General features: G+C 73.5%; 14 protein-coding genes. 4 read left to right on the top strand and 10 right to left on the bottom strand.

The window, feature by feature from the left end; genetic code table 11:
* Nucleotides 1–401: 401 nt before the first annotated feature.
* Entirely contained in the window at nucleotides 402–1802 is a 1401-nt protein-coding gene (locus ACGF0D_RS21605) for a hypothetical protein (RefSeq protein ID WP_392918517.1), read from the bottom strand.
* 1179 nt (nucleotides 1803–2981) lie between these two features.
* Here ACGF0D_RS21605 and ACGF0D_RS21600 point away from each other — a divergent pair.
* Nucleotides 2982–4106 (top strand): DUF6183 family protein, encoded by a 1125-nt coding sequence (locus tag ACGF0D_RS21600; protein WP_392918515.1) that lies wholly within the window; start codon nucleotides 2982–2984, stop codon nucleotides 4104–4106.
* A 188-nt stretch (nucleotides 4107–4294) separates the two neighbouring features.
* Here ACGF0D_RS21600 and ACGF0D_RS21595 read toward each other — a convergent pair whose 3' ends face one another.
* From ACGF0D_RS21595 to ACGF0D_RS21580, 4 genes are all read right to left on the bottom strand, one after another.
* Nucleotides 4295–4930 carry a DUF7003 family protein gene (locus ACGF0D_RS21595; RefSeq protein ID WP_392918526.1) on the bottom strand — a complete coding sequence of 212 codons (636 nt, stop codon included), beginning with the start codon at nucleotides 4928–4930 and terminating at the stop codon, nucleotides 4295–4297.
* A gap of 78 nt (nucleotides 4931–5008) precedes the next feature.
* Nucleotides 5009–6244: a styrene monooxygenase/indole monooxygenase family protein gene (locus tag ACGF0D_RS21590; RefSeq protein WP_392918513.1), complete on the bottom strand. Its 1236-nt coding sequence runs from the start codon at nucleotides 6242–6244 to the stop codon at nucleotides 5009–5011.
* A gap of 213 nt (nucleotides 6245–6457) precedes the next feature.
* Entirely contained in the window at nucleotides 6458–7210 is a 753-nt protein-coding gene (locus ACGF0D_RS21585) for a thioesterase II family protein (protein WP_392918511.1), read from the bottom strand.
* 139 nt (nucleotides 7211–7349) lie between these two features.
* Nucleotides 7350–7970, bottom strand: coding sequence for an AAA family ATPase (locus tag ACGF0D_RS21580; RefSeq protein ID WP_392918509.1), 621 nt, complete (start codon nucleotides 7968–7970; stop codon nucleotides 7350–7352).
* A 182-nt stretch (nucleotides 7971–8152) separates the two neighbouring features.
* On the opposite strand from ACGF0D_RS21580, the gene ACGF0D_RS21575 reads away from it, so the two are divergent.
* Nucleotides 8153–9703: an AMP-binding protein gene (locus ACGF0D_RS21575; RefSeq protein ID WP_392918506.1), complete on the top strand. Its 1551-nt coding sequence runs from the start codon at nucleotides 8153–8155 to the stop codon at nucleotides 9701–9703.
* A gap of 166 nt (nucleotides 9704–9869) precedes the next feature.
* The gene (locus ACGF0D_RS21570) at nucleotides 9870–10052 is read left to right on the top strand and encodes a hypothetical protein (RefSeq protein WP_392883477.1); all 183 of its coding nucleotides are present in this window, start codon (nucleotides 9870–9872) and stop codon (nucleotides 10050–10052) included.
* A gap of 96 nt (nucleotides 10053–10148) precedes the next feature.
* Here ACGF0D_RS21570 and ACGF0D_RS21565 read toward each other — a convergent pair whose 3' ends face one another.
* The 3 genes from ACGF0D_RS21565 to ACGF0D_RS21555 all read right to left on the bottom strand — a co-directional run bounded on the left by ACGF0D_RS21565 (nucleotide 10149) and on the right by ACGF0D_RS21555 (nucleotide 17465).
* A complete protein-coding gene (locus tag ACGF0D_RS21565; RefSeq protein WP_392883479.1) occupies nucleotides 10149–11135 on the bottom strand; it encodes an ABC transporter ATP-binding protein in 987 nt (328 codons plus the stop codon).
* 184 nt (nucleotides 11136–11319) lie between these two features.
* A complete protein-coding gene (locus ACGF0D_RS21560) occupies nucleotides 11320–14160 on the bottom strand; it encodes a hypothetical protein (RefSeq protein ID WP_392918503.1) in 2841 nt (946 codons plus the stop codon).
* A complete protein-coding gene (locus tag ACGF0D_RS21555) occupies nucleotides 14157–17465 on the bottom strand; it encodes an FtsX-like permease family protein (protein WP_392918500.1) in 3309 nt (1102 codons plus the stop codon). Before ACGF0D_RS21555 ends, ACGF0D_RS21560 begins: the two co-directional genes overlap by 4 nt.
* Nucleotides 17466–17881: 416 nt before the next feature.
* Here ACGF0D_RS21555 and ACGF0D_RS21550 point away from each other — a divergent pair, with 416 nt between their 5' ends.
* Nucleotides 17882–18613, top strand: a complete 732-nt coding sequence (locus ACGF0D_RS21550) for an ABC transporter ATP-binding protein (protein ID WP_392883484.1) — start codon at nucleotides 17882–17884, stop codon at nucleotides 18611–18613.
* A gap of 366 nt (nucleotides 18614–18979) precedes the next feature.
* On the opposite strand, the gene ACGF0D_RS21545 is transcribed toward ACGF0D_RS21550, so the two are convergent.
* Together ACGF0D_RS21545 and ACGF0D_RS21540 are read right to left on the bottom strand one after the other, a co-directional pair.
* Nucleotides 18980–20599: an alpha/beta hydrolase gene (locus ACGF0D_RS21545; RefSeq protein WP_392918497.1), complete on the bottom strand. Its 1620-nt coding sequence runs from the start codon at nucleotides 20597–20599 to the stop codon at nucleotides 18980–18982.
* Nucleotides 20600–20923: 324 nt separating this feature from the next.
* Nucleotides 20924–21529, bottom strand: a complete 606-nt coding sequence (locus ACGF0D_RS21540) for a TetR/AcrR family transcriptional regulator (protein ID WP_392918494.1) — start codon at nucleotides 21527–21529, stop codon at nucleotides 20924–20926.
* Between the last annotated feature and the right edge of the window lie 168 nt (nucleotides 21530–21697).

The following is a 21697-nucleotide window of genomic DNA, read 5'->3' as shown; positions in this document are numbered from 1 at the left end:
GAAGCCATGCAGACCACCCCGCCCCGGAAGCAACAAGACAAAACCCCGAGGCCAGACAGCCACACGCGCTTGACAGGCCCGGCCCCCATGGGTGCACCGCTGAGGAACTCCTCCGCAAGGAGTCCACGAAGACCCGGTGAGCGGTGCCTGGAGATATCAGACTGGAAGGCCTCGCCGCGGTGGCCGCTCGCGTCAGCAGGCATGGCCACGCGATGTCGGCGAAGACCGCCGCTGAGGCCTTCGCAGCGCCCAACGGGTCGTGTGGCACCGTCAGCCGAATCCTCGGAGGCGTTCCCGCAGGGGGCGGTCAGCGACAGTGCGGGCGCCGTCCTCGCCGAGCTCGGCTTGAGCCGGGCGAGGACGGCGGGTCCGCATGGAGGTGGTCGTCGGAGCCGGTTGGCCTACCAGTGTTCGTGGCGGTCGCAGCGCATGTCGTGTTTGTCGTGCTTGTGGTGCTTGTGGTGCTTGATCGCGGTGGGATCGGTGGCGGTGTGGATGGTGGTGTCGCCGCCTCCGGTGACGGTCGCGGTGTTGGTGACCTCGTCGTCGGCCTTGCAGGAGACATCGACCTGCAGCGTGATGGGCGGGTAGCTGCTCCCGGCGGGCAGGACGTCACTGCGGGTGCAGGTGAGGGTGTCGCGGTCGCAGGTCCAGCCCGTGCCGCTGATGCTGTCGGCCCTGAGCCCTGCGGGGAGGGTGTCGGTGACGGTGACGGTGGTACCGTCGGTTGCCCCGGGTCCGGCGTTGCCGACGGTGATGGTGTACTCGCCGTCCCGGCCTTGGACGAACTTCCCGGTGTGGGTCTTGGTGATGGTCAAGGACGGGGCCACCGTGTAGGAGATGATCACCTGACCGTTCTGGTTCGCCGTCCCGATCGTCGAGGCCGCATAGGCCGTCCCGACGCCCGTCGGAGTGGCGAAGCTGCTGCCTCCGCCACCACCGCCACCACCCGCGCGGCCGAGACCGCTGCTGCCGGGGGTGGCGGAGCCGCCTCCGCCACCCCCGAAGTAGCCTCCGCCTCCGCCTCCCCCGGCTCCGGCGGCTACGCAGTTGCCACCGGTGTTGTTGCCGCCGACGCCGCCGGTGCCGACCGTGGTGCCGGTGAAGCCGCTTCCTGGGCTACCTGCGGCGGGCGTGCAGCCTCCGGTGGGGGTGGCCGCCGCTCCGCCGGCGCCGCCCGTCGTGGTGCTGGTGCTGCCGCCTTGTCCGCCGGATCCCGGCGAACCGCCGCTGTCGGATGCTCCGGTGGTGCCGGCGGTGGCGTCCGGTGTGCCGCCGTTGCCCCCGTTTCCCCCCGCGACCGTGCCGGCGAAGGGGGCTCCGCCGTCGGCACCGCCGCCGCCGGCGACGACGAGGAGATCGGTGCCGGTGCTGACGCTGGACGCCCCGCCTCCTCCGGAACCTCTCCGAAACTGACCCGTGGGTTGGCTTGAGGTACCGCCCGCGCCGCCGCCGTTGTATCCGCCGGTGCCGGTTCCGTTGCAGCCGGCGGTGCCGGTGCCGCCGACGTTGACGGTGTAGATCACCGGGGCGCTGGTCACCGGCAGTGTGGTGACGACGCGCACCCCCGTCCCCCCGCTCCCGGTGAAGCCGCAGGCGGTGCCGGTGTTGTCGGCACCGCCTGCGCCGTCCGCGGTGATGGTGACGACCGCGTTCGCGGGGACGGTGAGGGTCTGCGGGGTCCCGGTGAAGCCGAAGGTGAACGATGGGTCAGCCCCTCGCGCCTGCACCGGGACGGTGGCCGGAGTGGCCCCCACCTGTGCGGCGATCGCGGGGGTCGGTCCGGCGCCGGACAGAGCCACGCACAGTCCCGCTACCACCCCCGCCCGCCGCCACTGCTCACGAGCGCCGACGCCCCTGCGGGCTTGGCCTCGTCTCACCTCCACTCCGGAGGGCGGTTGTTGTGGGGCGTGATGTCTGATCACGATGTGTCCTGACTTCCTGGCTTGGGTGAAGCCTTTTCCGCCGTGCGGCAGCGCGGCAGGTCATAGCCGATCAATCACTTATTGTGATTTACCTTGTGCGATAAGTGATCGAGTGTAGGGCTGTATGGACGCAGGGTCCGACCTGGTGGCGCGTCATCCAGACCTCGGCTTGAGCTGGGCTCGGGCTCCCTCGAATGGCGGAGGTCGGTCACGGCGGTTCAGCTTGGCGCCGGCCCTTGGCGGAGTCCAGCCAAGGTGAGCCCGAAGCCGCCACAGGATGATCCTGGATGGGTTACAGCAACGAACGGTGGAAGCCCGTGCGAAGCCGCATCTTGCCCTGCCAGCGTCGGAGCACGATCAGCAGCAGCACCGCCATGCCCTCAGCCCAGCCAGAGCCCCGTCATGATGTTGATCTCGCTCAGGCGATGTTCCGCGGGGCCTAAATCGAGGGGTCCAGCCAAGGTGCGGGCAAGAGGGGCCATGACACCCCGGCGCTGATGGGCGGTCGCGTCGTGCTCGCCGAGGCGAGGAGCACCCCCGAACTACCCCACCCGACCCCGCCCGTGGGGTGACCAACGCATCGCCCCAGGTCAGCCATACCCGTTGCTTCTGCAGCCGCTGATCCGGACACCCCGACATGCTGGCATCACGAGCGACGGGCCCGGTTCGCATCCCGGAGCCGCTGGTCACACGGGCAGGCGCCGGCCGGACCCGTCCTCGCTGCCGAGCCAGACCCGCTGCCCGTCGCCGGTGACGGTGATGCCGAAGTGCTCCTGGTGCGGTGCGCCGGCCGCCTGCCAGGCTTCGACGGCGTCCTCGACCTGGTCCCACAGGCGCAGCGGTCCGCCGTGGGTGACGGTCCGTCCGTCGTGGCCCCGTCGGGTTGGGTGCCCGGAGAGCCGGTGGAATGATCGATGAGGATCTGCTGGTCGCCGGCGCCGACGCGTTCGGCGGAGGGTGCGGCGAGTCGGGCGACCCAGCTGCCGGTCCAGGTGGTGGCGGGGTCGGGTCGTTTATGAGATGAGTTGGGGCCGTCGAATGCGTAGGCTCAGGGCCGTGGCTGATCAGATACAGAAGATCGTAACGGGGCTGCCGGACCTGAAGAACGTCACCGGTATATGGGCGGTGGTCGATGGCCGGGTCGCGCAGGGGGATGCTGCCTTTGCCGCGGACCTTGGCATCGCTCTCACCAGGACTTACGGCACCGGGGGGCAGATGTGGCAGTACCGAAGCGTCTTCGACCATCTGCTTCGGCTGTTGGCCACCACCGCTGATCCCGAGAATGTCACCCAGGCGTTGCGGCTGGTCTCCTCGGATGAGGTCGCCAGCAGGAAGCTGGATCGCTACACAGCTTCGTTGCTGGCGTCCAGTCACGAGGCGACTGACCTGGCTGCGGCGTTCACCGGCCGCGCTTCGGAGGAACTTCGGGCCTGCCTGGTCCATGAGCTGGTTCTCAGGGGCGTGGTCGTCGAGGACACGCCAGGGATCGTGGGTTGGGCGACGTCGCCGCATTGGAGTCATCACCCGCTGGGCTGGCTGCCCCTGACTCTGTCCGACGTGGAGGGAAATGCGGATCTGCCGAGCTACAGCATCCGCGGCAGCAGCCACTCGATGCCGTACGGACCATCGGAGAGTCGCGAACTGGCGGTGATCGCCGACGCACGCGTCCCGTCGGCGGAGGAGGCGACAACACCGGCCGCTGCCACGGCGATGGGCAGGGCCGTGGCGAACTGGGCCGAAGAGTCCAACGGGCGTATCGAGGCGCGCGTGTTCGACCTCGCGGAACCCCTGGACGCCGAGTCGGTCCCGACCGCGCTCCTGACGCTGGGGCTGGAGTGTCTGCACGGAGCGGGGAAGAAGGCCCCTCTGTCGGTAGCTATCCGTCCGCCGGCCCAGGCATGGCGAGTGCTCTTCTCGGCGGCGTCGACGGGAGGGGCATACAACTCCGGTTCCTACGGCGCCTACGGCCGGTTGGCAACCTGGCAATCCCTGGCCGAGCTGGCCGGAAGCCCGGAGGGCTCCACCGCCGCTGAGGTCGAAGCACAAGTACTGGACTGCGTCTGGCACGGCTTCGGCGCCGAGACGAAGTGGTTCGAGCAGGTGGCCTGGGACATCGGTCTGGCCGCGCTTTCCTCAGGCCGGCGGCGCTTGGCCGTGCTCGCCGCGACTGATACCGACTGAGGTGCCCGTGGTTCGCTGAGAGCGCTTCAGGAATCCCGAAGTTACGTCACAGTCCAACAGAGCACTCGAAGGAGGAAGAAGCCCCTGGCCACAGCCTTGGTCACTCAGCGGGCGTCAGGAGAACTCACGGGATGTCGCACAGTCCTGCACGAAGGTGGCGGGGAGCCGCGGGCACGTGGGGGTGGACGTCACAGGCTTCCGGCGTCCGGCCAGTGGGACCAGTGGGTGTTCGCCGGGAGCGTGGGCCGGTAGCGGGCCGGGTCCCCGGAGTCGAGGACTTCGGCGATCATCCGGAAGGTCTCGTGCGCGCTGGGCTTGACGTCCCAGAAGTCCTCCGGTTGGTTCCACTCATCGAGCCGCAGCAGCGCCGGCAGGTCGGAGGGAACGGCGGCCCGCAGTTCCGTCTCGTCGGCCAGCAGAAGCCCCCTGTTCGCGGGCGCCAGCCGACGGAACACGTCCTGCAGTGGGGTGCCTGCGGCGGCGTCGACTGCCAGCGCGGTGCCGCGGACGACGACCGGGACCTCTCCCGCATAGACCTCGGTGCCGTCGGGATCGATCTCCGCCATGTTGTCCACCCGGGGCAGGAAGCCGCTGAAGCCGGGCTCGCCATGTGTCAGGCAGTTGCCGAAGCTGTGGACGACGTCGATGAGGTTGCCCCCGCGCGGGTTGTAGCCCAGCAGCTCGGCGACTACTGCCCAGTGCGTGCTGTCGCCGAACAGGCGGATCCGCGCGTCGACCGGGTAGTAGTAGCCGTTGTCCAGGTCCGGGAACTCCGCCTTGTCCGCACAGAGATCGAACTGCCCGAGGATCGACGAGATGGTCATCACGGCTCCAGGCTAGGACGGGGCTCTCGGCCGCATGCCGGCGGGAGCCCGCAGTCGCGGGCCTGGGGATCCGCGGTGCTAGCCGAGCGTGGCGAGGTAGGCGGCGGCCAGGTCGGGGGTGGCCAGCCAGGCGGCGTGGTCGCTGGGTTCGGCGTAGGTGTTGGCGAGCCGGCGGCCGACTTCCGGGTGTTCGGCGGCGGCCGCGAACACGTCCTGGAGGTGGTCCGGCACGGTCAGCATGGCGGCTGTGAACTCCACGCTGTGGCGGGCCTGTTGCTGCCAGAACCGCTCGGCGGTGCGGCACATCCAGTCGGCGGTGTACGGGGCGTCGCCGTGCTCGACGACGGCCTGGCGGTAGGCCTCGGCCGCGCGGGCGGCGTTGTTGGCGCCCTGTCCGGTGATGGGGTCGGTCACCACCACCGCGTCGCCGAGGCCGAGCACGTGGACGGCGTCGACGCCCGAGCCGAGTTCGGCGACCGGGCGGCGGACCACCGGGGTGACCGCGCCGAACAGTCCGGCCCCCGCGTCGGTCGGCTCGGCCTCCGTCCAGAGTTCCGCCTCCCAGGGCAGGTACTCGCTCAACAGCTCGCGGATCCGGGCCAGTTGGACGTCCGGCGGCGGGGCGTCGCCGAAGGCGTCCAGCGGGCTGCCGGGCAGCGCCTCCCAGAGCAGGATGTCGCAGGGGCCGGAGAGGGTCAGCGCCGGCTGCAGGTACAGCTCCCCGAGGCCGGGCAGGGCGTTCATCCGGGCCCTCGGTCCGGCGGCCGGGTCCGGCGAGCCGACGCCGTGGGCGTACAGGCAGGACAGTGCCCGCTGCGGCCGGTCGAAGGGCGAGCGGACGGCGTCGCGCTCGAAGATCCCGGACAGGGCGCCGCGCCCGGCCGCGACCACGGTCAGCTCGTGCCGCAGGGCCAGTTCCTGCAGTCCGGCGCGGTCCAGCGTGCGGTACTCGATCTCGCCGCCGCGTTCGGCCAGCAGTTCCAGCCAGGCGGCCAGCTTGAGCCGCTGGTCCACCGACTGGGCGGGTTCGTCCAGTGTCATGGTGTACTCCAGCGCCCGCACGCCGGGGGGCGCCGCCAGCACGGCCTGCACCGAGGAGACGGCCGGCGCCTGCTCGGCCCAGAGGTCCAGCCCGGCCGCCGCCTCGATCCGCAGCGCCGGGCCGAACATCGCCTGGGTGGACAGCACCCGGCCGCCGCGCAGCTGCTCCGGGGTGCGCTCGGCGACCAGCGTCACCCGGTACCCGTCCGCCACCAGCCCGAGCGCGAGCTGGAGGCCTGCCTGGCCCGCTCCGACAACGGCGATCCGGCGCACGGTTTCCTCCCGGTGATCCACTGATGGCCCGTCAAGCAGGCACAGTAGTCGAGCGGGCACGCTCCGGTCACCGGTACGGGCACACCGGTTCGAAAGTCGGAGCGATGTCCGGAGCAATGTCCGGCGCGGGAGCCGGAGCGATGTCCGATCCGCACCGCCGGCTGCCGCTGCCGCCGCCGCCCGAGCGCCCCGGGTGTACCCGCCCGGGCCGGCTCAGCCGCGCAGGTGCGCGGTGAGCACCTCCACCACGTCCGCGGTCCGGTCGGCCAGGTAGAAGTGCCCGCCGGGGAAGACCCGCAGGTCGAATGCGCCGGTGGTGTGCCGCTCCCACTCGCCGACCTGGTCGACGTCGGCGTTCGGGTCGGACTCCCCGGCCAGGGCGGTGATCGGCAGCGACACGGTCGCCTCCGGGGAGCTGTGGTAGGTCTCGATCGCCGTGTAGTCGGCCCGCAGGCTCGGCAGGATCAGCTCCCGCAGGGCGGGGATGGCGAGGACCCGCTCGTCCGTGCCGCCGAGCGCGGAGATCTCGGCGAGCAGTTCGTCGTCCGGGAGCTGGTGGATCCTGCTCGTCCGGGCCAGCAGGGGCGCGCGGCAGGCCGAGACGAACAGCCGGTCGGGGCCCTTCACACCGTCACGCTCGAAGCAGCGGGCGGTCTCGAAGGCCACGGCCGCGCCCATGCTGTGCCCGAAGAAGGCGAGCGGCCGGTCCGCCCACTCCCGCAGTTCCCGGGCGAGTTCCTCGGCGAGCCCGGCCACCGAGCGGATCGTCGGCTCGGAGATGCGGTTCTGCCGGCCCGGGTACTGGACCGCGAGCACGTCGGCGTGCGGCGCCAGCGCGTTGGCGTACTCCAGGTAGTAGCTGGCCGAGCCGCCCGCGTGCGGGAAGATCACGATCCGGGCGGGCGCGGAGTCGGACGGGTTGAACCTGCGGAACCACGGATTCTCGACGACGGCGCTGCTGGACATGCGGGGTGTGGCCTCTCTCGGTGTCGAACTCTGCCGGCCCCAGTCTGGCAGTGCCGGGCGCCGCCGCGGGGCCAACCGGCGATCATGGACCCCGGGTAGGCCGGTTCTCGCCCGTGGCGGCCCCGCCCGTGGCCGGTGGTCAGCCGGCGGGCCCGAAGCGCACCGCCTCGGCGCGGGAGCGGGAGACGGCGTCCAGCAGCAGCACGGACGAGGCCTCGGGCGTCGGCATCGGGCCGCCGGAGCGCACGTGACGGGTGAAGGCGGCCAGCAGCCTCTCCAGGCCCCGGCGGTGGCGGGCGAAGACCCGGGTGGAGGCGTGCCGGCCGCGGGCCTGCTGGCCGTCCAGCGCGGTGGCGGCGCCGACGTCGAGCAGTACCAGGTGCAGTTCGCGGCCCCGTCGGCTCGCCTCCCGGGCGAGCCAGCGCCGCATCCAGGCGCGACTGCCGCAGTCGTGCACCAGCAGCGGACCGCCGCCGCGCACCGAGGAGCGCAGCAGCCGGAAGTGCTCCAGCCGGGCCCAGGGCCGGTACACCGCGTACGGCAGGGCGGCGGGCATCACGGCCTCGCAGGCCTCGTGCACCGTCCGCGGGTCCACGGCCCGGACGGCCGCCCCGGACCAGCGCCGCAGCAGCGTGCTCTTCCCGGCCCCGGGCAGCCCGGACACCACCACGACGGCGTCGGCCGGGTAGACGGTGACGAACCCCGCCCCGTCCTCGCCCCGCAGATCGACCACGCCGCGCGGCACCACGACCGCATCCACCCCGCCGCCCACCAGCCCGAGCCCCTTTTCACGTCCGACCGGGAACCCTAACAACAACCGCCGACACCGCTGACCCCCGCCCGCGCGCGCCCGCCGGTGCCGGTGGGGCCCCGGTCGCCGCAGTGCATCCGTGGGACCGGCCATCCACTAGGCTGACGCCCCGTCATACAGGAGGAGGGGCCATGGCCGAGGCGGCTCCGACGTACACCGCACTGGTGCTGGACGGGCTCGCGGGCGATCCCGGCCGGGTGGCGATCCGGTACGGGGACGAGGCGTGGAGCGCGCAGCGCTGCCTGGACCTGGTGCACCGCGCCGCCCGGGCCCTGGAGCGGGCCGGGCTCGGGCGCGGGGACGGCGTGACGGTGCTGGCCGGGAACCGGCCGGAGGCGCTGCTGGTGCGGCTGGCCGCGAACCTGCTGGGTTGCCGGGTCGCGATGCCGTTCCCGGACTGGCCGGTCGCGGAGCAGGTGGCGCAGGCGGAGTTCGTCGGAACCTCCGCACTGGTCTTCGACCCGGTCCGGTGCGCGGCGGCGGCCGACGGGATCGCGCGGGCCGTGCCCTCGGCCGCCGTGCTCGCCCTGGGGCCCTCGCCGCTCGGGCTCGGCACGGACCTGCTGGACCTCGCCGCGGTCTGCTCCCCCGCCCCGCTGGAACCCCGTTACCGGCCCGAGGACGTGATGGCGGTGAAGTTCACCGGCGGCACCACCGGGCGCCCGAAGGGGGTGCTGCGCCGCTTCGCGCGCCCGCCGCGCCCGCGGCTGCTGTCCGGCTCGGTGTTCCTGCTGTGCACCCCGCTCTGCCACGGCGGCGGCACCACCGCGGACCTGGCGCTGGCCTCGGGCGGCACCGTGGTGATGCAGGAGGGGTTCGACGCCGGGGCCGTACTGGCCGCGGTGGAGCGGCACCGGGTGTCCCGGATGTTCCTGCCCCCGCACCTGCTGTACCGGCTGCTGGACCACCCGCTGCTGCCCACGACCGACACGGGGAGCCTGCGCCGGGTCGGCTACACCGGCTGCGCGCCCGCGCCGCGGCGCCTGGCCGAGGCGACCCGGCGGCTGGGCCGGGTGCTGCACCAGACCTACAGCCTGACGGAGTGCGGGCCGGTCACCCGGCTGAGCCCGGACGAGCACCTGGCACCGCGTCTGCTGACCACCGCCGGCCGCCCGTACCCGGACACCGGGCTGCGCATCCTGGACGAGGACGGCGTCGAACTGCCGCCGGACCGCACGGGGGAGATCTGCGTGCGGACGCCGACCGCGATGGCCGGCTACTGGCGTGACCCGGAGCTGACCGAGCGGGTGCTCAGGGACGGCTGGCTGCGCACCGGCGACCTGGGCAGCCTGGACGCGGCCGGCTATCTGACGGTGGCCGGGCGGCGCGACCCGATGGCGATCGTCGAGGGGCGCCACGTCTTCCCCCGCGAGATCGAGGAGCCGCTGCGCGCCCACCCCGAGGTCCGGGAGGCGGTGATGTTCACGACCACCGACCCGGACCGCCTGGAGCGGGTGCACGCCGCCGTCGCGCTCGCGCCCGGCTCGCGGCTGACGGCCGAGCAGCTGCACCGGTGGGGGCGCGCGCACGGCTTCGGCCGGAGCACCCCGGACACGCTCCTGCTGCTGCCCGCGATCCCGCTGAACGGCCTCGGGAAGCCGGACCTCGGCGCCCTGCGGGCGCAGGTGGACGGCGGGACGGGACGGGCGGCCGCCACCACTGGGGCGCGCGACATGGCGTGACGCGCCCTGCGAGTGCATCGAGCGCCCACGTGTGCGGCCTCTCGTGCGCCACCCGGCGGGAAGAACCGTCCGTGGGCACTCGACCGTGCGGCCCGACCTGCCGATACCTCCCCGGCGAGCGTCGCGCACGTCGGTGTGGGCCGCACCATCCCCCGGGAGGCACTCCTTGACCTGGCTCCGCGTCCTGACCGCACTGGGCATCCTCGCCGTGGCGGCCAGTGCCCTGATCGTCTTCGCGCTCTGCACCGCCACCTCCCGCGGCGAGCGCGCCGCGCAGGAGGCACCGCCCGACCTCCGTACGGACGCCGAGGGCAGCGGCCTCTTCCAACGGATGGGCGGCGACGGCTGACCGCCCCGGGAGGCGGCGGCCACCGCCTCCCGGACACCGCACCTCCCGGGCAGTGCGTCTCCCGAAGACCCGTCCCCGGGCACCGCGCCGTACGGCTCAGTGCCCGGCGAGGTCGTCCGGCCGGACCTCGATGTGGTCGGCCGCGAGGTCCACGGCCACCCGGTGCTCCATGCCGAGCGACTCCAGGAACTTGACCGGCAGCTGCACCCGGCCGCTGCGATCCAGCATCACGTACTCGCGCTCGTTCACCGACTCCTCGCCGTGCTCGTCCGTCACCGTGCGGCGCAGCACCTCGCTGGCGGTCCGCCCGTCCCGGATCGCGACCGTGCGGCGGACCTCGCCCGCGACCATCGGGTCGTGGGTGACGATCACGACGGTGGCGCCGAGTTCCCGGTTGACGGTGCGGAAGGACTCGAAGATCACCCCCGCGGTCTCCGAGTCCAGCTCGCCGGTGGGCTCGTCGGCGAGCAGCACCGGCGGGTTGTTGGCCATCGCCACCGCGATCGCGACCCGCTGCTGCTGGCCGCCGGAGAGTTCGTTGGGCCTGCGGTGGGCGAGGTCCCCGATCTCCAGCGCCTCCAGCAGCTCCGCGACCCGGGCCGCCTGCTGCCTGGCCCCGCCGGCGCCCGAGCGGCGGCCGCGCAGCTGCATCGGCAGGGCGATGTTCTCGGCGGCGGTGAGGAAGGGCAGCAGGTTGCGGGCGGTCTGCTGCCAGATGAAGCCGACCACCTCTCGCCGGTAGCGCAGCCGCTCCTTGACGGACATCTCCAGCAGGTCGCAGCCGGCCACCGTGGCGGTGCCGGCGGTCGGCACGTCCAAGCCGGCGAGGATGGTCAGCAGGGTGGACTTGCCGCTGCCCGAGGCGCCGACCAGGGCGACCAGGTCGCCCTGCCGGATGGTCAGTTCCAGGCCCTGGAGCGCCTGGACCTCGACCCCCTCCGCGCTGAAGATCCGCACCAGCCGGTCGCAGACGATGGCCGCGCCCTCGCCGTGCGCCTTGGGCGCGGCGGCGGCCAGGGCCCGCTGCTGGAGCTCCTGGAGGCTGGGGGTCTCGGCGACCGTCCGCTCCTGGGGAGTGCTCATCACCGCTCGTCTCCTGTCTCGACTGTCCGCTTCATCGCACCGTTCTCCACTGCCCGGGCGGCCGGCGCCGCCGTCACGGCCCGTGCACCGCTCCCGGCCACCGGTCGCGGCCTTCCCGCCGCGCCGCCGGCCACAGCCGTTCCCGACCGCGCCGCCGTTCCCGACCTCACCGCCGCTCCCGGCCTCACTGCCGCTCCCCCGCCCGCAGTTCGGAGGCGATCTGGCGCCGGCCGGCGACCAGCGTCTCCAGCACCACCCCGAGGCAGACCACCAGGGTCAGTCCGGCGGTGGGCAGCAGCACCGGCAGCAGCGCCGGAGTCAGGGTCTCGCCGACCGTGGCGCCGACCAGCGCCGAGAGGTCGAAGGCGCCCCCGAGCAGGGCGACCGCCGCGACGGCGATCAGGCCGCCGCCGACGGCCGCCGCCAGGGTCTGCGGCAGCGCCTCGGCGATGATCAGCGCCAGGCCCTGCCGGGGTCGCAGGCCCATGGTGCGCAGCCGGGCGAGCACCGCCGTACGGTCCGGTGCGGCCCGCAGCAGCGTCAGCAGCACGGCCAGCAGGGCGAACCCGGCGGCGGCGAGGCCCGCGTACCAGAACAGCCGTCCGGCGGCGAGCTGCACCGGGTCGTCGGCCAGCGCGGCGGTCTTCTCCCGGCTGCTGTGCACCACGTAGCCGGGGGGCAGGCCGGAGCTGGTCCTTCCCGCCGCCGTGGCCTCGTCGTTGATCAGCTTGGCGATGCCCGACACCTGGGTGCTGCTGCCGATGCCGCGCTCCCGCAGCAGGGCGCGCACCCGGTCCGGGTCGACGTCGCCGACAGCGAACCACTTGTTCACCCTGGTCGCCCGCTTGAGCTCCGGCAGGTGCTCGGTGGCGGGGCCGGCCGGCACCACGACGAAGGGCTTGCCGGGGTCCGGCAGGGCGGGGGTGGCGGTGACGATCCCGGCGACGGTGGTGGTCATCTGGCTGCCGCTGGGCGTGCGCACCTGCGGCGCGCCCCCCGTCAGGCGTTTGGCCAGGTCCTGGCTGAACAGCGCGGGTACCGGGGCGTCCTTGCCGCCCGGGGCGGCGGCCAGCTTGGCCGGGTCGTACCCGCCGACCCCGACGGTGCGGGAGATCTCCGCGTAGGCGCCGGGCTCGACCACCACCAGGATGGCGTCGGTGGTGTCCCGGTCGCCGCCGATGAAGGTGGCCCGCTCCTCGATCCAGGCGCCGGTGGCGGCGCGGACGCCGGGCAGTTCGCCGGCCTCCTTGGTGAAGGCCTCCGGCAGGTTGGCGTAGACCGGGATGCCGACGGACACGTCGCCGCCGGTGGCGATCCGCCCGGCACGCGTCCGGGAGTGGTCCACCGTGTCGAGCACGGTGGCGCCGAACCCGGTGGCGGTGACGGCGATCAGCAGGGCGAGCAGGGGCAGTACGGAGGGCCGGCGCCGGCCCGAGTCGTCGCGGGCGGCCCGGACCAGGCCGAGGAATCCGACCAGTCCGCGGCCACGGGCGGCGAGTGCGGCCAGCCAGCCGACCACGACCGGCTCGATCCGGGCCAGCAGCAGGCCGCCGGAGACGGCGAGCAGCAGCGGGGCGGCCACCAGCAGCGGGTCCACCCCGCCGCCCGGGTGACCGACACCGCGACGGCGGACCTCGGCCACGGCCGCGGCGGTGACGGCGAGCACGGCGAGCTCACCGACCACCCGGCGCCGGCCGCCGGCGGCCCGCGGGCGGCGCCAGAGCAGCGCGGCCCGGGCCGGGAAGGCCAGGATCGCGAGCAGGGTCACGGCGAGCGCCACCAGCACCGGGTCGACCCACCGCGGGGTCGGCAGCAGCACCAGCGCGAGGACCGTCCCGAGCACGGCGGCGGGCAGGACGGTCACCGTGCCCTCGCCGAGCAGCCGCAGCAGCACTCCGCTGCGCGAGCCGCCGCGGGCCTGGAGCAGCCGGAGCTCGGCGGTGCGCCGGTCGGTGCTGAGCGCCGCGGCCAGACAGAGCACCACGACCGCGACGCCGGCGACGCCGGCCGGCCCGATGGCGCCCAGCGGGGCCGCGGCCTGGTAGCGGTCGGCGGCCCGGGAGAGGACGTCCGGCATCAGCGAGGTGGCGTGCAGGTCGGCCCGGAGGGTGGTGTCGATCAGGCTGGTCATGCCGGGGCCGGCCGTGTACGAGCCGATGGCCTGACGGGTCCGGTCGATCTGGTCGGCGCGCAGCGAGCCGGCGTCGACGGGCAGCCGCCAGAAGTTCTGGCCGACCGAACCCCAGCGGCTCAGCGCGGTCAGGCTGCCGCCGTCGACGAAGCCGCTGGTCGAATACCACGCTTCGTCGCCCTTGAGGCCCAGGCAGGCCCTGGCCGGGCAGCCGAGCCCCTCCCAGAACGGGTCCTGGGGGTCGTTGACCCGGTAGAGGCCGGTCACGGTGCTGCGCAGCGGGACGGGTCCGTCGGTGCCGCTCTCGATGACGTCGCCGATCTTGATGCCGATGGCCTCGGCGGCCTGCTGGCTCAGCACGATCGGCAGCGGGCCGTCGGCCGGGGCGGGGCCCGGCCAGGTGCCCGCGGTCAGGGTCACCCGGTCGGTGAGGCCGTGCAGGTAGAACAGGCCGAGCATCGGGCTGGCGTTCGGGGAGAACCGGGTGTACCCGGGGTTGAAGATCGAGCGTTCGTTCTTCACCCGGGTGCCGAAGACCCGGCCGACCGGGCTCAGCGGCAACCGCTGTCCGATCTGGGCGTCGAGCTTCTGCTGCAGGGTCTCCAGCTCGGTGGCGGTGTCGCCGGGGGCCGTGCCCGAGGTGACTTCCAGGTTGGTCACGTTGGCGCCCAGGCTGCGCGTGAACTGCTGGAGCGCGGTGTCCGCGCCCCGGTCCGCGAGGCGCGGGAACGCGGCCGCCAGGAAGACGGTGACGAAGGCGAGGGCCGCGGTGAGCAGCGCGGCCAGCGGCATCGCGCGCAGCCGGGTGCGGACCCAGGGCGCGGGCCGGGGAGCCCGCGCGGGCGCGGGCGCCGGCGCGGGGGTGGGCACGGTGGTACCGGCCTTGGGGGTCACATCTCCTCCACGTGGCGCAGCCGGGCGGCCACGTCTCGACGCCGGCGCCCGATCAGGAAGGCCGACAGCAGCGGGACGACGGCGATCGCGGCCGCGAACAGCAGCGCCTGACCGTACGGCAGCTCGACCACGGCCTCGGGCACCGGGCGGCGGGCGGCCGGGGTCAGCACCACGAAGGGCACGATCAGCCGGACGAGCAGGGCGCCCAGGGCGAGTCCGACGATGCCGCCGAGGCCGACCAGCACCGCGTTCTCGATGGCGGCGGTGCGGGCGACCTGCTTGCGCGGGGCCCCCAGGGCGAGCAGCAGCGCGGAGTCGCGGGAGCGCTCGTGGGCGGAGCCGGCCACGGCGGCGGCGAAGCCGATCGCGGCGAGCACGGCGGTGGCGATCGCGATGGCCATCAGCGCGCTCTGCGGCGCGGCGCCGACCGGGTCGCCGAGGAGGCCCTCGGAGACCTCGTCGTAGAGCGCGAGGTCCTGGCTGCCGGGGGCGCCGCGCAGGGCGGCGGCGGCCTCGGCCGGGGCGCGGTCGCCCGGCCCGGCGGCGGGCAGCCACCACTCGGTGCGGGTCGGCAGGTTGCGGTCCTGGGCGGACAGCGTCCGGGCGACCGAGTCGAGGTCCAGCACCAGCGCCCGGCGGCCGGCCACCGGCACGGCCTCGACGGCGCCGGTCACCTTGACCGGGACGACGACCCCGCTGAACGGGACCTGGAGGGTGTCGCCGACCGAGGCCCCGAGGGCCTTCAGGTAGTCACGGGTGGCGACGCCGTTGAGGGCGGCGGGCAGGGCGGCCCCGGCCGGGCTCAGCACGGCGCGCACGGAGTCGCCGATGCCGCGGCCGGACTGGTAACGGACCGTGAACAGGCTGTCGGCGGTGGCCGCTTCGGAGGCGAGCTCGGCCTTCGGGGAGCTGTTGACGCCGGGGCGGGGCGCCGGGGGCTTGAGGTTCCACCCGGTACCGGCCGGCACCGGGACGGCGGTCGACGGTCCGTCGGTCGTCTCCGAGACGGCCAGGTTCCGTACGGCGACCTCGCCCGTGCTGCGGTCGCCGAAGCCGACGGTCGCGCCGACCACGGTCAGCGGGGCAGCGACCGAGCCCACCGGGGCGTCGACCAGCGCGCCGAGCGGGATCGAGGCGCGGACCTGGCCGTTCAGCGGGAGCTCGCCGAACGGGACCTTGTGGACCAGGCCGAAACGGTCGCGCAGCAGCAGCCGGACCTCGGGGTGGACCGGGCTGCCGGACCAGGAGGGCCCCAGGTCCGGCTGGTTCACCGCGATGTCGGCGTCGATCCGCAGCGGGTGGCCGGGCAGCGGGATGGCGGAGGCGGGGGTGGGAGTGGCGAGCGCGCCGAAGACCTCCGTGCCGCTGTGGCCGTCGAGCAGGTCGGAGCGGAGCGGGACGCGTGCGGCGAAGGCCGCGGAGTCCACGGCCAGCAGCTCGCCGGCGCCGCCCTGCATCGGCTGCTCGTCGCGCACCACCGGGACCAGCCGGTCGCCGCCGGGCAGGCTGCCGTAGCGGCCGCCCTGGCCCATCTGGGCGTTGTGCGAGCCGGAGATGCGCAGTCCGCCCGACGTGGCGAAGACGGCCTGGTCGCGCTGGGAGGCGGTCCAGGTGGCGTGCTGACCGAGCGCCAGCACGCCGGTGGCCACGGCCATCACGAGCAGCAGGACGGGGCCGGTGGCGCGGCCGGGCCGGCGGGCCAGCTGCCAGCCGACCATGGCGGGGCCGAGGCCCTTGCCCCGGGCCGCCGCGCGGGCGCCGAACCGGGCGACGAACGGGAGCAGCCGCAGCACCACGAGGGTGCCGGCGCACAGGGCGAGCGTCGGGGTGGCGACCAGCAGCAGGTCCACGTCGAGCCGGCCGCTGGAGTCGGCGGACAGCCCGCCGCCGTACTGGTCGAGCTGCTGGTAGGCGAGTACGGCCAGGGCCAGCACGGCGAGGTCGCCGCCGTTGCGGGCGACGCCGGAGACCACGGCCTGACGGCGGCCGGCCCGGCGGCGCAGGGCGGCACCGACGCCACGCACCACGCTGGGCACGGTGGCCAGCAGGATGCAGGCGAACGCGCAGGCCGCGGCCACCGGCCAGAGCGACCAGCTGATGCCGGTGTCCAGGGCGACCTGGTGGGAGCTGCCGAGGCCGCCCAGCGCGCGGACCAGGGCCGGGGTGAGCAGCGGCGCGAACGCGGCCGCGGGCAGGGCCAGCAGCAGCGACTCCAGGGCGGTGAAGGAGCCGAGCCTCAGGGCCGAGGCGCCGCGCGCGGCGAGCACCTCGTTCTCGGACTCCTGCCGCGCGGAGATCAGGTGGACGACCAGCAGCAGGGCCGCCGCGGCGAGCACCGCCAGTTGGAGGGCGCCGATCAGCAGGGTGGACCGGGCGACCACCATGCTGTCGGACAACTCGTGCATGATGTCGGGAAGTTCGGTCTTCGCGCCGAGGGAGGCGGTGGTCCGCAGCTCCCCGCCGAGGCTCTGGGCGCGGTCGCCGAGGGCCTGCGCGGCGGCCCGGTCGATGCCGGAGAAGTCGGCGTCCAGCGACCAGCTGCGGCCGCTCTGGACCAGGCCGGCCGTGGTGAAGGCGCTCTGGTCGACCATCATCGGGCCGTAGGTCGTGAAGCCGCCGACCTCGATCTCGTGGCCGCCGACCGGGTCGATCCGCCAGTACGGGGCGGTCGGGTCGGTGGCCCGGTAGACGCCGGTGACCCGGACGGTCAGCGGCGTGCTGTCGGCCCGGTCGACGAGCCGGACCTCGGCGGGCAGGGCCTGCTCGGCCAGGCCGAACCGGTGCAGCAGGCTCTGCGGGACGGCGACCTCCGGCGCGGCGGACCGGACCGGGCCGGTGGCGGCGCCCGGCCAGGCGCCGGCCAGCAGTTGGACCCGGCCGCGGTCGAGGTCGGCGAGGACCGTGAGGTCGAGCTGGGCGCCGGGGGCGCCGGACGCGGGGCTGCCGGATGCGGTGCCGTTCGCCGGGTTGCTGTTCGCCGCGGTGCCGGAGCCCGGCAGGCCGTAGGACCGGCTGCGCGTCACGCTGTCGGTGTGCACGGGCAGGTCACCGAAGAGCTTCTGCCGGTAGGCGGCGAGCGCCGCCTCGTCCTTCGCCCGCTGGTCCAGGCCGTGCTCACCGGTGACCGCCACCGTCGTCCGGGCGTGACCGGCCCCCTGGAGCGCCTGCCGCAGGCCTGCCTCACCGACGCTGCTGTTGAAGGCCACCAAGGCGGTCAGCACGGACGTGGTGATCAGCACCGCCAGCAGGACGGCGGCAGCCAACGGCAGTCGCCCGCGCAGTCGGCGCACGACGAAGCCGAGCATCAAGTTCCTCCCCCGGATTCACATCCCCGGTTGCACCTCCGGGCTCCGCCCATCGATCCGGTCCGAGTACAAATCGGCCACAGATGGACACTTCACGAGCACACCGGCGCATTGACCACCGGCAATGGGTCGCCGGATAGCGGACGATGCTGTCAGATTCGATCCAGGAACGGAAGGACTTGCGCGAATCAAGTTTGAAGTGAGCAAATTCCGTTCATTGGTAGCATCCCGGCCGGGGATACCCCCGGTTGAATGCCATGCACACTTCACAAATCCGGCCTCGGCGCGCTCTTCGACCCGGGACACCGGCTTCCCGGATTCGCCGCCCGGAACGTGAACGCCGGAAACAGCCATATCCGTAGAACCGGACGGGACCCGGACGCGACCGGGCCGCCACGCCCACAGGGGGACGCCGCATGACGCACCACCAGGCCGCCACCGCCGACACCGCCACCCAGCCGATGGTGGCCGTGACCGACCTCCGCCGGAGCTTCGGCACCGGCGAGCGGGCCGTGCACGCCCTGCGGGGCGTCTCGTTCACCGTCGGCCGCGGCGAACTCACCGCGCTCAAGGGCCGGTCGGGCTCCGGCAAGACCACCCTGCTCAACCTGGTCGGCGGCCTGGACACACCGACCGGCGGCAGCATCGCACTGGACGGCATCGACCTCGCCGGGCTGGACGAGGACGGCCGGCTCGCCCTGCGGCGGGAGCGGATCGGCTTCATCTTCCAGTCCTTCGGGCTGATACCGATGCTCACCGCCGCCGAGAACGTCGGTGTGCCCATGCGGCTGCGCAAGACCCCCGCCGCCGAGCGCGAGGAGCGCGCGCACACCCTGCTCGCCCTGGTCGGCCTGGCCGACCACGCCAACCAGCGCCCCGGCGAACTCTCCGGCGGCCAGCAGCAGCGCGTCGCCATCGCCCGCGCACTGGCCAACGAGCCCAGCCTGATCATCGCCGACGAGCCGACCGGACAGCTGGACTCGGAGACCGGCCGCGCGATCATGGAGCTGCTGCGCGCGGTGGTGCGCAGCGAGGGCGTCACGGTGCTGGTCGCCACCCACGACCCGACGCTGATGGGGCTCGCCGACCGGGTGATCGAGGTCCGGGACGGACGGGTCGTCGAGGAGGGGGCGGAGCAGGCGGCCTAGCGCAGCGGGCAGTTCGGCCCCGGCGGGTCACGGGGCCACGGGCACGGGTGCGGGGATGCGGGGTGCGTCCCCACACCCGGCCGGATCGATGGAAATTCGGTGCGACTGAACGTCATTCCTACTGGTCAATCGCGGTCTTGACCTTCGACACCACAGCGGAACGCCATTGTCAGTGGCATGGGCTACGGTCATCGACGACTCACGGGAATCCGCTCCGCCAGAGGTTCGATGACGATTCACCACCGCATTCTGCGGGCCTTCCACGCGTTCCGGGAAATCACCGGAAAAGCAAGGTCGTGGTGGCCGGCAGCACCGCCGACCACCACGACCGTCAAGCCGCCCCCACGGTCACCGGGGGCCGTTCCGTCAGACCGCCGGGAAGATCTCCGCGTCCGGCTTCAGCAGCTGGCCGGCGGCCGGCGCGGTGCCGTCCACCAGGTAGCGGGTGACGAGCTGGTTCAGCGCCTTGCTGCGGCCCACGGCGCAGTGCTCGATCGAGTCGACACTGACCAGCACGGCGTTGCCCAGCTCCTGCTGCATCCGCTGGGCGAACTTGTACTGGGTGGCCGGGTCGTAGAGATTGCCGATCACCATCACGGTGTTGGAGGTCTTCTTGTTCCACGGGCCGGAGAAGCGCTCGGCGTCCCGGGCCGGGGCCGGCCAGCTCGCGCACGCCGGCGCGTCGAAGGCCTGGTAGCGGCCGAAGGTCGGCATGTCCTTCTCCCACGCCTTGGCCGCGGTCGCGAACACCCGGTCGTTGGAGGGGTACGGCTTGTCCTGGCAGTTGACGGCCAGGTAGGAGTCGTCCGCGGTGTACTCGGAGTCCACCGGGGCCTCCCGCAGCGCCGTCCGCGGGACCTCCACCGAGAGCAGCTTGGCGTCCTCGTCCGAGACGTTCGCCTGCGGGGCCAGCAGCGCGGCCGCGGCCGGCTTCTGGAACTGCTGGTAGGTCGCCTGGAGCGACTTGGCCAGCGGGGCCAGCTTGGCCTGCGAGTACAGGGCGCTGGCCACCTCGCCGGTGAAGCTGCTCAGCGTCACCTTGGAGCCGCCCGGCAGCGTGATCGGGCTGGTCCGCAGGTGGTCGCGGAGCTGGTCGAACTTGGCCCGGGTGTCGCCGTCGCCGAAAGCGCAGCGCGGGGCGCCGGCGGCCTGGCAGCGCTTGAGGAACTCGTCCAGGGCGATCTCGAAGCCGTTCGCCCGCTGGCGGTCGTACTCCATGCCGTTGTGCAGGCGCAGGTCCGGGTCGACGTTGCCGTCGACGATGATCGCGCGGACCTTGTTCGGGTACATGTTGGCGTACGTCGACCCGATCAGGGTGCCGTAGGAGAACCCGGCGAAGGTGAGCTGGGAGTCACCGACGGCGCGGCGCATCCGGTCGAGGTCGCGCACCACGTTGATGGTCGACATGTGCTCGATCAGCGGACCGGCGTTCTTGCTGCACGCGTCGCTGTAGTCCTGGTCCGCGTCCAGCGTCTCGTTGATCTCGGCCTTGGTGACGGGCACGCCGATCATGCGGTTGTTGACCGCGTCGGCGTCCTCCTGGGTCTTGAAGCACTTGAGCGGGTTGCTCCTGGCCACGCCGCGCGGGTCGAAGCCGACCAGGTCGAACTTGGACTGCACCTCGGCGCCGAAGCGGGTGGTCGTCGCCCACAGGTAGCCACTGCCGCCCGGGCCACCGGGGTTGAGGAACAGCGAACCGATCCGCTTCGACGGGTCGCTCGCCCGCCGCCGCATCATGGCGATGCCGACCTTCTCACCCGAGGGGTTGTCGTAGTCCAGCGGCACGGGGTAGACGGCGCAGTCGTAGATGCCGGGGTCCGGCTTGCTCGGGTCGGGGTTGCACGGCGTCCAGGCGACGGGGTCGACCTTCGCCTCGGCCAGGCCGGGGGCCTGGTCGATGGGCGCGGCCGACGCGGCGACGGCGGTGCCGGTGACAAGTGCGAGGGCGCAGGTGACTGCTCCGGCCAACGTGGATATGCGGGACAAGGAACCTCCTCGGTACTGAAAAGGGCGGCCCCAGCCTGTCAGCCGGAGATCTCCGTGGGAAGACCTGCGGGCGGCGTAATTCATCTAATCGAGAGGCAACACATCACGAAACATTCTGTGAATGAACCAACTTGACGGTTGATTGACCTGATGCCTGGTCATCCGGAGTCACCGATCGGCCGTCGACCGTCCGGGTTCGGCGAAGGCAGGCAGGCAGGCAGGGCCGCCCTGGGCGATTCCCCGCGCGCCCCGCCCCCCGGGAGCACCACTTTTGTGTGGCCGTCCGGGAGTTCGCGGTCGAGCCGCGCCGGTGCCGCCCGGCACTCAGCTCGCGGGCGCTCCCCGCAGGGCGGCCGCCACCAGCCCCTGGATCGCGTCGGCACCGGGCTCTCCGCCGCCCACCAGGTGCTCGAAGACCAGGCCGTCGACGCAGGCCAGCAGCGTGGCGGTCCGCCCGTCGGGGTCGACCACGCCCCGGGCGGCGAGGAAGGCGCGGACGGCGGCGCGCCCGGCGTTCTCGCGCGGGACGAGGATCTCGCGCAGTTCGGGGTCGCGCACGCTCTCCACCGCGCAGGCGTACCGGGCGAGCGAGCGCCGCCGACCGTCGCCGGACAACCTTTGCCGCATCAACTCGGCGATCCCGTCGGCCAGTTCCGCCTCCGACCGGACCGGCACCCGCTCCCCCATGGTGTGCAGCTCGCCCTGGTCCAGCTCCACCAGCCGCCGCACCAGCGCGGCGAGCAGCGCCTGCCTGGTCCGCAGGTAGGCCGAGGTGGTTCCGACCGGCAGCCCGGCCGCCGCGTCGACCGCCCGGTGGGTGAGTCCGCGCACGCCGAGGTCCGCCAGCACCCCGATCGCGGCGTCGGCCAACACCGTCCGCCGGTCCGGCCGCCCCGCATCGTCCCGCTTCTGGTCCTCGTTTCGCCGCATCCCCCCTTTCTACCGGGCCCGCCGCGCCCGTCGCGCACCCCCTCGGGCCGGACCGGCCCACGGCCCACGGCCCACGGCCGCCGAGCCCGACGCACCCCCGCTCGCCCGCCGACGGCCCCGTAGTACGCTCCTTCTACAGCTGTAGAAAGCAGCGAGGCGACACAGGAG

The organism is Kitasatospora sp. NPDC048298 (genome assembly GCF_043201465.1).
Taxonomy (GTDB): domain Bacteria; phylum Actinomycetota; class Actinomycetes; order Streptomycetales; family Streptomycetaceae; genus Kitasatospora.
Note: the sequence above shows the minus strand (reverse complement) of the source record. Positions and strands in the feature narration are given on the sequence as shown.

Bases quoted from the DNA above. Each gene is read 5' to 3' on its own strand.
- ACGF0D_RS21595 (WP_392918526.1), bottom strand. From the start codon at position 4,930: ATGACCATCTCGTCGATCCTCGGGCAGTTCGATCTCTGTGCGGACAAG.
- ACGF0D_RS21555 (WP_392918500.1), bottom strand. From the start codon at position 17,465: ATGCTCGGCTTCGTCGTGCGCCGACTGCGCGGGCGACTGCCGTTGGCT.
- ACGF0D_RS21575 (WP_392918506.1), top strand. From the start codon at position 8,153: ATGGCCGAGGCGGCTCCGACGTACACCGCACTGGTGCTGGACGGGCTC.
- ACGF0D_RS21585 (WP_392918511.1), bottom strand. From the start codon at position 7,210: ATGTCCAGCAGCGCCGTCGTCGAGAATCCGTGGTTCCGCAGGTTCAAC.
- ACGF0D_RS21550 (WP_392883484.1), top strand. From the start codon at position 17,882: ATGACGCACCACCAGGCCGCCACCGCCGACACCGCCACCCAGCCGATG.
- ACGF0D_RS21540 (WP_392918494.1), bottom strand. From the start codon at position 21,529: ATGCGGCGAAACGAGGACCAGAAGCGGGACGATGCGGGGCGGCCGGAC.
- ACGF0D_RS21565 (WP_392883479.1), bottom strand. From the start codon at position 11,135: ATGAGCACTCCCCAGGAGCGGACGGTCGCCGAGACCCCCAGCCTCCAG.